Origin of the sequence: Simplicispira sp., assembly GCF_028687295.1 — a bacterium.
Lineage (GTDB): Bacteria > Pseudomonadota > Gammaproteobacteria > Burkholderiales > Burkholderiaceae_C > Simplicispira > Simplicispira metamorpha.
The window spans coordinates 1-8,867 of record NZ_JAQUAL010000141.1; the positions used below are offsets into that span (position 1 = coordinate 1).

The following is an 8,867-nucleotide window of genomic DNA, read 5'->3' on the forward strand; positions in this document are numbered from 1 at the left end:
TGGTGATTGTGCTGCTGGTGATCCAGTCGCTGGCGCATGTGGGCAAGCGGCTGATGCAGGCGCGCAATGCCATGGCGCTGTCGGCGCTGGCCTCGGGGTTTGTTTCCAGCACGGCCACCATCGCCAGCCTGGGCATGGAGGTGCGCGCTGGCCAGGGCGTGGTGCGCCTGCATGCCGCCGCCGCCGTGCTGTCATGCACCGCCACCATGGTGCAGATTCTGGTGGTGGCCGCCGCCGTGCAGCCGCAGTGGCTGCGGCCCCTGTGGCTGCCCGCCATGGCCGGTGCTGCTGCGGCGGCAGCGTGGGGCTGGTGGAGTGGGCGCAAGCGGGCACAGGGGCGCTCGCCCCAGGGCACAGGCGCCACCGCGACCGGCCCCGGCGTGGCCGATAGTGACGATGCCGCCCCCGCCCCCGTACTGCCCAATGCCCCCATGTTCAAGCTGCGCGATGCCGTGCTGATTGCTGGCCTGCTCACCGGCATCCAGGTGGGCGTGCATGCGCTCACGCTGTGGCAGGGCGATGCGGGCATGCTGGTGGGCACTTTGCTGGCCTCGCTGGTCGATGCCCACGCCGCCACTGCCGCCGTGCTGGTGCAGGGCCTGCCCGGCAGCGCCGAGGCGCCTGCTGTCAAGTTCACCCTGATGGTGGCCATGCTGGTGCATGCGTGCAGCAAATGCGCCGTGGCCCTGCTCAGCGGCGGCTGGCGTTATGCGTTGGCCGCAGCGCCAGGCATCGTGGCGCACACACTGGCCTTTGTGGGCGTGCTGGCCTTGCAATAGCCGCAGCGCGGTGGTCGCTGGGTGGCCGCGCCGGATAATCGCGGCCATGACATCCCAAACCCCCCAAGCCAGCACTGATTTCAGCGCGCTGGCCCTGAGCCCCGCCCAACTCTCGAACTTGCAACAGCTGGGCTACACCAGCATGACCCCCATCCAGGCCGCCAGCCTGCCCCCCGCTTTGCTGGGCAAAGACCTGATTGCCCAGGCCAGCACTGGCAGCGGCAAAACGGCGGCCTTTGGCCTGGCGCTGCTGGCGCGGCTGAACCCGCGCTGCTTTGGCGTGCAGGCGCTGGTGCTGTGCCCCACGCGCGAGCTGGCCGACCAGGTCAGCGCGGAGATCCGCCGCCTGGCGCGCGCCGAAGAGAACATCAAGGTCGTCACCCTGTGCGGCGGCGTGCCGCTGCGCGGCCAGGCGCAAAGCCTGTCGCACGGCGCGCACATTGTGGTGGGCACGCCGGGCCGCATCATGGACCATCTGGAGCGGCAAAACTTTGCCCTCGACCAGCTCAACACCCTGGTGCTGGACGAGGCCGACCGCATGCTCGACATGGGCTTTTTTGACGACATCGCCACCGTGGCGCGCCAGTGCCCCAAAGAGCGCCAGACGCTGCTGTTCTCGGCCACCTACCCCGAAGGCATTGCCAAGCTCAGCCAGCAGTTCATGCGCAACCCGCAGCAAATCACCGTGCAGGCGCAGCACAGCGCGGGCAAGATTGAGCAGCGCTGGTACGAGGTCAAGAACAGCGAGCGCCTGCACGCCGTGGGCCTGCTGCTGAACCACTTTCGCCCTGAAAGCGCGCTGGCCTTTTGCAACACCAAGCAGCAATGCCGCGATCTGGTGGCCGTGCTGCAAGCCCAGGGCGTCAGCGCGCTGGCCCTGTACGGCGAACTGGAGCAGCGCGAGCGCGACCAGGTGCTGGTGCAGTTTGCCAACCGCAGCTGCTCGGTGCTGGTGGCCACCGACGTGGCCGCGCGCGGCCTCGACATTGCCAACCTGGCTGCTGTCATCAACGTCGATGTCACGCCCGACCCCGAAGTGCATATCCACCGCATTGGCCGCACGGGCCGGGGCGATGCCGAGGGGCTGGCGCTGAATCTGGCCAGCATGGACGAGATGGGCAGCGTCGGCAAAATCGAGGTGCTGCAAGGGCGTGAATCGGCATGGAGCCCCCTGAGCGAACTCACCCCCACCGGCAGCGGCCCGCTGGTGCCGCCCATGGCCACGGTGCAAATCATTGGCGGGCGCAAGGAAAAAATCCGCGCCGGTGACGTGCTGGGCGCCCTCACCGGCGACATGGGCTACACGCGCGAACAGGTGGGCAAGATCAACGTCAACGAGTTCTCCACCTACGTGGCCGTAGAGCGCAGCATTGCGCCGCAGGTGGTGCAGCGGCTCAACAGCGGGCGCGTCAAAGGCAAGAGCGTCAAGGCACGGCTGGTCACGGATTGACGGCTTGGCAGCGCTGGAATAGGCATCCAAAGTGCCTTCAGCGCCCGCAGATCAAGCGCGAGCAGCTATTGAATCAATAGCAATAGCAATAGCAATAGCAGAGGCTGCCGCCGCGTGAACACGTCGGCGCCCCGCAGCGGTTTACTTGAGCTGTTCTTGTACCTTGGCCAGGGCTGCCATGGCGCACTGCTCATCCAGATGCCCGCCTGGCGCGCCCCCTACACCGACGGCGCCGATCACTTCATTGCCCACCTTCACCGGCACGCCACCGCCCAGCAGCAGGTAGCCCGGGATATGCACCAGGTTGGCGGCGGCAGGGTTCTTTTGTGCGCCCTCCATCATGGCCAGCGTGGTGTTCTTGGCCGAGGCCGAGGTGTAAGCCTTCAGGCGGCTGGCATCGAGCGTGTGCGGGCCCGCATGGTCGGCGCGCTGCACGGCGCGCACGGTGCCCGCGCGGTCCACGACGGTGGCCGTGACGGCATAACCGTTGGCCGCGCAGGCGGCCACCGTGTGGGCGGCAATCTGGTTGGCCAAATCGAGCGAGATGTTTTGCTCGGTGCGCACGGACTGGGCGCTGGCAGCAGTGGCCATCAGTGCAAGGGCCAGGGCCGAGGTCTGGAGGATGGGGTGTGGCATGGAAGGTTCTCCGTTGGCGGGTAGGCAGCGCAACGATGACGGCGCTGCACCCCCACTGTAGAGAGAAAGCCCCTCTCTGACCATGCGGGTGCTTACCAGTGCCAGCGCTGCGCAGCCGATGCCATCGCTCGCCGTGCCCATGCAGGGTGGTGGGCCGCGTCGTGCGGTCTGGTGTAATCGCCCGCCTTGGAAGGAGTGACGAATGATCAGTGTGTTGCAGCGTGTGCGCCAGGCGCGCGTCGAAGTGGCGGGGCAGGTGGTGGGGCAGATTGGCGCGGGCTTGTTGGTGCTGGTTTGCGCCGAGCGCGGCGATACCGACAAAGAGGCCGACAAACTGCTGGCCAAACTGCTCAAGCTGCGCATCTTCAGCGACGGCGCTGGCAAGATGAACCGCAGCGTGCAAGACCTGGACGGCCAGGGCAGCGCCGGTGGCCTGCTGCTGGTGAGCCAGTTCACGCTGGCCGCCGACACCCGCAGCGGCAACCGCCCCAGCTTCACCCAGGCCGCCGCCCCCGATGAGGGCCGCCGCCTGTACGACTACCTGGTCGCCCAGGCCCGCGCCGCCCACCCGGTGGTAGCCACGGGCGAGTTTGCCGCCGATATGCAGGTGCATCTGGTCAACGATGGCCCTGTCACCATCCCGCTGCGTGTGGCCCCGGCGGCGGCACAGCCCAACGGCAGCACCAGCACGGTCGTCGGCACGGCGGCGTGAAAACCTTTTTGCTCTACCTGGCCACCGCGCTGGCCGAAATCGTCGGCTGTTACCTGCCGTATCTGTGGCTGCGCCAGCACGGCCCGGTGTGGCTGCTGCTGCCCGCAGCGGCCAGCCTGGCGCTGTTTGCCTGGCTCTTGAGCCTGCACGACACTGCCTCGGGCCGGGTCTATGCCGCCTATGGCGGTGTGTACATCGGCGCCGCCATCGTCTGGCTGTGGGCGGTGGACGGCGTGCGCCCTTCTGCCTGGGACGTGGCCGGTGTGGCCGTCGCCCTGCTGGGTATGGCGCTGATTGCCTTTCAGCCGCGCTGAGTCGGTAGAGGGCTGGCCCCAGGGTGCTTCAAAAATGAGAGCTGCCAGCGCAAGCCATGCAAGGGCTGGAGGCTGTTTTTACCTCAAAAATCACAGCGAAATCGCCTGTAGCGATGCCGCGCCCAGCACCTCGTGCGCCACGATGGCGTTCAGGATGGCCTGCTTCTGCCCGGGGTGAAACTTCAGCCCGCTGCGCGCTGCCACCACACCCTTGCCAAACCACCGCAGCGGCAGGTGCGCCGTGGTGGGAGAATTCTGACCATGCCTGTCACCTTTCACCCACCTCGCACCGCATGGGGCACGTTTCCTGATGTCGTGATTCACGCGACAGAATCTGCCGTCAAACAGCACCCGGCCTACAAAGCTGCGAAATCGGGTGACGACGATGCCGCCACCGATCTGGTGGTGGATACATTCAGCTTGGAAAAAACGCACGCTCTGGAGGAATTGCTTGGCGTGCGCACACCAACGCTGGTCAGTGCCCACGCCGTTGAGCGCCAAGGCATCAATGCGATTCCTGAAGTTTTTGCCGAGTTGCTGGGGAAAGTGCTTGGCTGGCCTGTGGATACAGGCATTGTTCAGGTCAATGTGGTGGGGCATACCAGCGCCAAGGGTTTCTGGCGTATGGCGCGCCAAGCCGAATTTCAAGGCCCGGTGAAGGCCGGTTGCGAATACGTGCTGGTGGATGACTTTGTGGGCATGGGCGGCACCTTGGCGAACTTGAAGGGCCATATCGAATCCAACGGCGGGTGCGTGGTAGCAGCGGTAGCGCTGACAGGAAAGCCCTATTCGGCCAAATTAACGCCGCTGCCCCAAACTTTGCAAGCACTGAGGGAAAAACATGGAACAGAACTTGAAAACTGGTGGATCGGACATTTCGCTCACACCTTCGACGCGCTTACTGAATCAGAAGCTCGGTACCTCACCCGAACCGAGACGGCTGACACCATCCGAGATCGCATTGCTGAGGCAGAGCAAACAGGAGATGGCACAGCGCTTTCCTGAAAACTACGTGCGCCATCAAGCACGTGGCTAATAGCAGGCCCTGTGGCATTGGTTTTGGCGTGTCTGGCCTGCCCGCCATCCACCCCGGCGAATTTCTGCGCGAAATCCTGGACGAGTTGGGCCTGACGCGAGCGGCCTTCGCCAAGTTGCTCGGGGTGTCTGCCATGCGCATCGCGCAGCTGGTGCGCGGGGAACGCCCGGTCACGGCAGAAATGGCACTGCGCCTGGGCCGGGCCTTTGGGCAAAGCCCTCAGTACTGGTTGAATTTGCAAGCCGACTACGACATCAAAGCCACGCAGCCGCGCCCTTCTACGCCAGAGGAACTGGCGCGCGAAAGCTGTGTGAACTGGTCGGCAAATACCCAGAGCCGCGCCGCCTGACACAGCAAGAAATTGAACTGCGGGCCAGCAAGCGCGAGTTGGCAGCATTGGCTTTTTCCAAAAATACTCGCAGCAATAACGCGACGTGATGGACTTTTCAAATAGCGTCAACGGCTAAAACCACCTTGGCCTCAAAGCCAAACACGCCCACTACGCGCAGCGCGCCACTATTTTTTTGGCATTCAGGCCAAGTCTATAAAAATTTATTCCTTGATGGCTTGTACTTGGGCTGCCTCGATAAAAGCATTAACTTTTGCTGTGACGCCCTCTCCAGATCTGTCATAAGCAAAAACTTGCTTGCCGTGCTTTGCTGAAGCATAAAAATATTGACCAGAGCCCACCGAAGGCTCCGTGAAATAAAGCACATCATATTCTTGTGAAGGCTCGATGGATACCGCCATGCTCGGCATGTCACGAATTTCAACGCTGGAATAAATTCCGCGCTTCTGAACTCCATCAAAGAAAACCTTTGTCATCTTATAAGCAAATTTTGACATATTATTATTTTGCTCAATACCAATTCCCATTAGCGGCTTTCCTGTGACAGCAGTATGCCTGCGTGAATTTTCCGCATAAAGAGCCTGTTCGCTTGGCAATGCCGCAATAAGTTTCTTTTTTGTCAGCGGTCCTGGCAATTTCTGCACTTGAGAAAGTGCCTGAGTCCGCTCATCTTCGACGGCTGCTTGAAATGCCTGCTCATTATCAAATTTCTTGGTTCCCAATGTGTATGTTGCAGCACATCCCGAGAGAAAAAGCGCCAATCCAACTGTGGCAATAGATTTAATCATTTAATATAACTCCATTAATAATTTTGCACTTTTCCGGTGAAGTTTTCACGGGTGCGAGGGTGCTAACTTTGCAGTAAACAAACTCTGTTGATTCACTGTTACTGCCAAGATCAGAAGGTATTGAGCGTGCAGTGCTTGTTACTGATGCACTTGGGTGCGAAGACGTGGGGTCAGGCTGTGCATTCTGAATGTGAGCCCCTCGGAAAGACTCGACGGTTTGAGTGCAAAGATGCTGTTCTGGCGCAATGCTTACCGATGGCAGAAAAACGCATACACCGACTGGATGCCTAAAAGGCTCGGATGAAAAAGTGTCTTGATACACCACCCCGCCCGTTCCAAGCCGAATGGCATATCGGAACTGGTACTGAGATTGCGGCTTGCTATCTAGTGCAGCTCCAAGCAATCCCCCAAGGAGCATGACGCCTAAGTGATTTTTGGCAGAGTAATTTCCATTGCCCAATGCTTTATCGATATAGCTTGCGCTTGCAATGGATTCACCGAGCAGAGCGCCACTGTTAGTACCTGGCGTAGAACGATCAGCTCCTTGATTATCAATAATAATTCCAAAACTTTCTGATCCAACAGTTTCAACTAAATATCTCTGTTGAATAGCTGCACGCTCATCCACAGAAATTCTCTGCCAAACAGCTTCTGAAACTTTCAATGCGGGCTGTGCCGCTGCTGCAGCGCAAAAGAGGGATGCGAGTAAAAAAATATATCGCAATTCTGTTTCCTATTAATTTTTTAAATCATCAAAATCAATCAGATTGATTTTGCAAAATTTTGAGCAGTGGCTTGAGCCTTGAGGCACTCGCATTCCTTGGCACAGCAAGCTACCTACGTAATCAATAGTTACGTAATTTTGGTAACTATACAGGGATGTTTCTTCGATGAGAAAGGCTCCGAATAGCGTAACTACATGCAAAACGCAAAAAATATGTTTGCGAACCGGTTACGTGACGCGATGACAGCAGCGGGATACGAGCCGAAGCCGTCGGTGTTGGAGCGGGAGTTCAATACGCGCTACTGGGGCAAGCCCATGACGTTGCACGGCGTGCGCCGCTGGTTGCGCGGCGAGACATTGCCCACACACGAAAAGCTCTTGGTGCTGGCCGAGTGGCTGGGCGTGCCGCCCCAGCAACTGAACTTTGGCGATGAAATCCAACGCAAGGTAGAGCAGCGCCGTGCTCGCTGGGACAGCGGGGTGGGCTACTAGGATCGGGATATTTTTGAGGCTTTTTTGAAGCTGCCCATTCCCCAACGCAAGCTGATCCGCGAGGTCATCCTGACCTTTGCCAAGGTGCATGGCGCCGGGGCTGCGCCGCAGGATGGCGCTGCCGAAAAAATCCGCCCCGAATAATCAAAAAAGATAGCTGCTTGCGCCCATCCAGCAAGGGTTGGAGGCCACTTTGACCATATGGCGATGGCCAGATCGGCGGCACGCAGCCGCAGCGGCCACCGAGGCGCCATCGGCGTCTCCGTAGTCCGCAGCACGGGCCGCGCGCAGGAGCATTATTTTTTCACCAGCGAATCAAACCACTTTTTCCACTCTGGCGCGGCCATCGCATAGGTGCCCCGGTGGGAGGTTTTGCCCGTGGAAATGGCAATGACATTCGGGTTGCCATTGCCAATCGATTGCTGGTAGGTCATGGCCATTTTGCCGATGCCCACAGGAATGGCCTCGTCCGATTCGCCATAGTAATTGCGAACCGGGCTTTGGTATATCCAGCTGTAGGCTGTGGTGTCTTTCAGCAAGCGGCCATATGGTGATGCGGCAAAGAATCGATGGTCAAAATACTCGGGCCGCACCAGCTTGCGCAAATCGGTGGGGATATTCTCGGGATTGATTTTTTCGCGCAGGTAGGCTTTTTTGGATATTTCGTAATATTCGTCGTTGAGAACGGATTTGGCCATTCCCGGCACGTTGTAATAATTTTCAAAGGCAAATGCCGAGAGAATGATGGTGGAATTGATCCAGTTGGCATCAATGGCGCGTGGGTAGTTCAAAAAGCCATTGAGCATGGCAAACACATCCAGTGGCGCGCTGGCAGTGGCCGCGGCACTGACTGGGATGCCTTCTTTTTCCAGCTTCTCCAGAAACGCCATGGTGACAAAGCCCCCTTGCGACCAACCTGAGAGAAACAACTGGTTGGTGTTGACTTTCAGGTGGTTCAGCACAGACTGGCTTGCCAAAAGCATGTCATAACTGGCCTGCTGGTGGCTGGCCTTGACCATGTAGCCTTCGGGTTCAGGGGCGCTGCCCATGCCAAAATAATCGGCGCCAATCACCACATAACCCTGTCCGCCAAATTGCGCCAGCATCAGCTGTGTTTCGGGCGATTCGTTTGGAACGGAGGGTACTTCGTTTTTTCCATACACCGTGCCATGCTGGTACGATAGCACCGGAAGGGCGCGGTTTTTCAGGGTTTCTGCGTTGTCTGGAATAGCCACCAGGCCGCTGGTCTGGATGGATTTGTTGGCCCGCTCAGGAATGACCGACCTGTATGTCACCCGGTAGAGTTTGATGCCGTTGTTTGCCTGGCCATAATTGACGGGAACACCAGAAAACTTTGGAAAATCTGTTTTCAGTATCTCGTTGAGCTTTTCTTTGCTCCAGTGCGATATCAATTCATATTGAACGCCCGAGCCCAGTTCGGTGGCGGAGTGGGCTTGGCTCATCCCATTACACACAAGTCCCCCGGCCCCTAAACTGCAACCTGTCTGGGTAAGCACACAAGGAGGCGGCGGTGGCACTGGCAGATGAGTTCAAGACGATAGAGCTGGGCGACCCACGCCTGAACCG

General features: G+C 59.5%; 10 protein-coding genes and 1 pseudogene. 7 read left to right on the plus strand and 4 right to left on the minus strand.

What is annotated here, in order from left to right:
* Both PHX69_RS13320 and dbpA read left to right on the plus strand, forming a co-directional pair.
* Positions 1 to 779: DUF4010 domain-containing protein (locus PHX69_RS13320; protein ID WP_288044277.1), on the plus strand; the 779-nt coding region annotated here is incomplete at its 5' end.
* A gap of 46 nt (positions 780 to 825) precedes the next feature.
* Positions 826 to 2,229 carry an ATP-dependent RNA helicase DbpA gene (gene dbpA, locus PHX69_RS13325; RefSeq protein ID WP_119014765.1) on the plus strand — a complete coding sequence of 468 codons (1,404 nt, stop codon included), beginning with the start codon at positions 826 to 828 and terminating at the stop codon, positions 2,227 to 2,229.
* A gap of 141 nt (positions 2,230 to 2,370) precedes the next feature.
* Here the strand turns inward: dbpA and PHX69_RS13330 are convergent, their stop codons facing one another.
* Positions 2,371 to 2,865: a GlcG/HbpS family heme-binding protein gene (locus tag PHX69_RS13330; protein ID WP_288044279.1), complete on the minus strand. Its 495-nt coding sequence runs from the start codon at positions 2,863 to 2,865 to the stop codon at positions 2,371 to 2,373.
* Positions 2,866 to 3,067: 202 nt separating this feature from the next.
* Here PHX69_RS13330 and dtd point away from each other — a divergent pair, with 202 nt between their 5' ends.
* The 4 genes from dtd (at position 3,068) to PHX69_RS13350 (ending at position 5,276) form a co-directional block, all read left to right on the plus strand.
* On the plus strand, positions 3,068 to 3,577 hold the full coding sequence (gene dtd / locus PHX69_RS13335; RefSeq protein ID WP_288044282.1) for a D-aminoacyl-tRNA deacylase: 510 nt from the start codon (positions 3,068 to 3,070) through the stop codon (positions 3,575 to 3,577).
* Positions 3,574 to 3,891, plus strand: a complete 318-nt coding sequence (locus tag PHX69_RS13340; protein ID WP_119014763.1) for a YnfA family protein — start codon at positions 3,574 to 3,576, stop codon at positions 3,889 to 3,891. Before dtd ends, PHX69_RS13340 begins: the two co-directional genes overlap by 4 nt.
* Before the next feature lie 261 nt (positions 3,892 to 4,152).
* The gene (locus tag PHX69_RS13345) at positions 4,153 to 4,896 is read left to right on the plus strand and encodes a phosphoribosyltransferase (RefSeq protein ID WP_288044286.1); all 744 of its coding nucleotides are present in this window, start codon (positions 4,153 to 4,155) and stop codon (positions 4,894 to 4,896) included.
* Between the two features lie 59 nt (positions 4,897 to 4,955).
* Positions 4,956 to 5,276, plus strand: a complete 321-nt coding sequence (locus PHX69_RS13350) for a HigA family addiction module antitoxin (RefSeq protein WP_288044289.1) — start codon at positions 4,956 to 4,958, stop codon at positions 5,274 to 5,276.
* A 203-nt stretch (positions 5,277 to 5,479) separates the two neighbouring features.
* On the opposite strand, the gene PHX69_RS13355 is transcribed toward PHX69_RS13350, so the two are convergent.
* Both PHX69_RS13355 and PHX69_RS13360 read right to left on the minus strand, forming a co-directional pair.
* Positions 5,480 to 6,064 (minus strand): hypothetical protein, encoded by a 585-nt coding sequence (locus PHX69_RS13355; protein WP_288044292.1) that lies wholly within the window; start codon positions 6,062 to 6,064, stop codon positions 5,480 to 5,482.
* Positions 6,057 to 6,788, minus strand: coding sequence for a hypothetical protein (locus PHX69_RS13360; RefSeq protein ID WP_288044295.1), 732 nt, complete (start codon positions 6,786 to 6,788; stop codon positions 6,057 to 6,059). Before PHX69_RS13360 ends, PHX69_RS13355 begins: the two co-directional genes overlap by 8 nt.
* 195 nt (positions 6,789 to 6,983) lie before the next feature.
* Between PHX69_RS13360 and PHX69_RS13365 the strand changes: the two are divergent.
* A pseudogene (locus PHX69_RS13365) lies at positions 6,984 to 7,424 on the plus strand (XRE family transcriptional regulator).
* Between the two features lie 152 nt (positions 7,425 to 7,576).
* On the opposite strand, the gene PHX69_RS13370 reads toward PHX69_RS13365, so the two are convergent.
* The gene (locus PHX69_RS13370) at positions 7,577 to 8,797 is read right to left on the minus strand and encodes an alpha/beta hydrolase family protein (protein ID WP_288044298.1); all 1,221 of its coding nucleotides are present in this window, start codon (positions 8,795 to 8,797) and stop codon (positions 7,577 to 7,579) included.
* Positions 8,798 to 8,867: the final 70 nt, after the last annotated feature.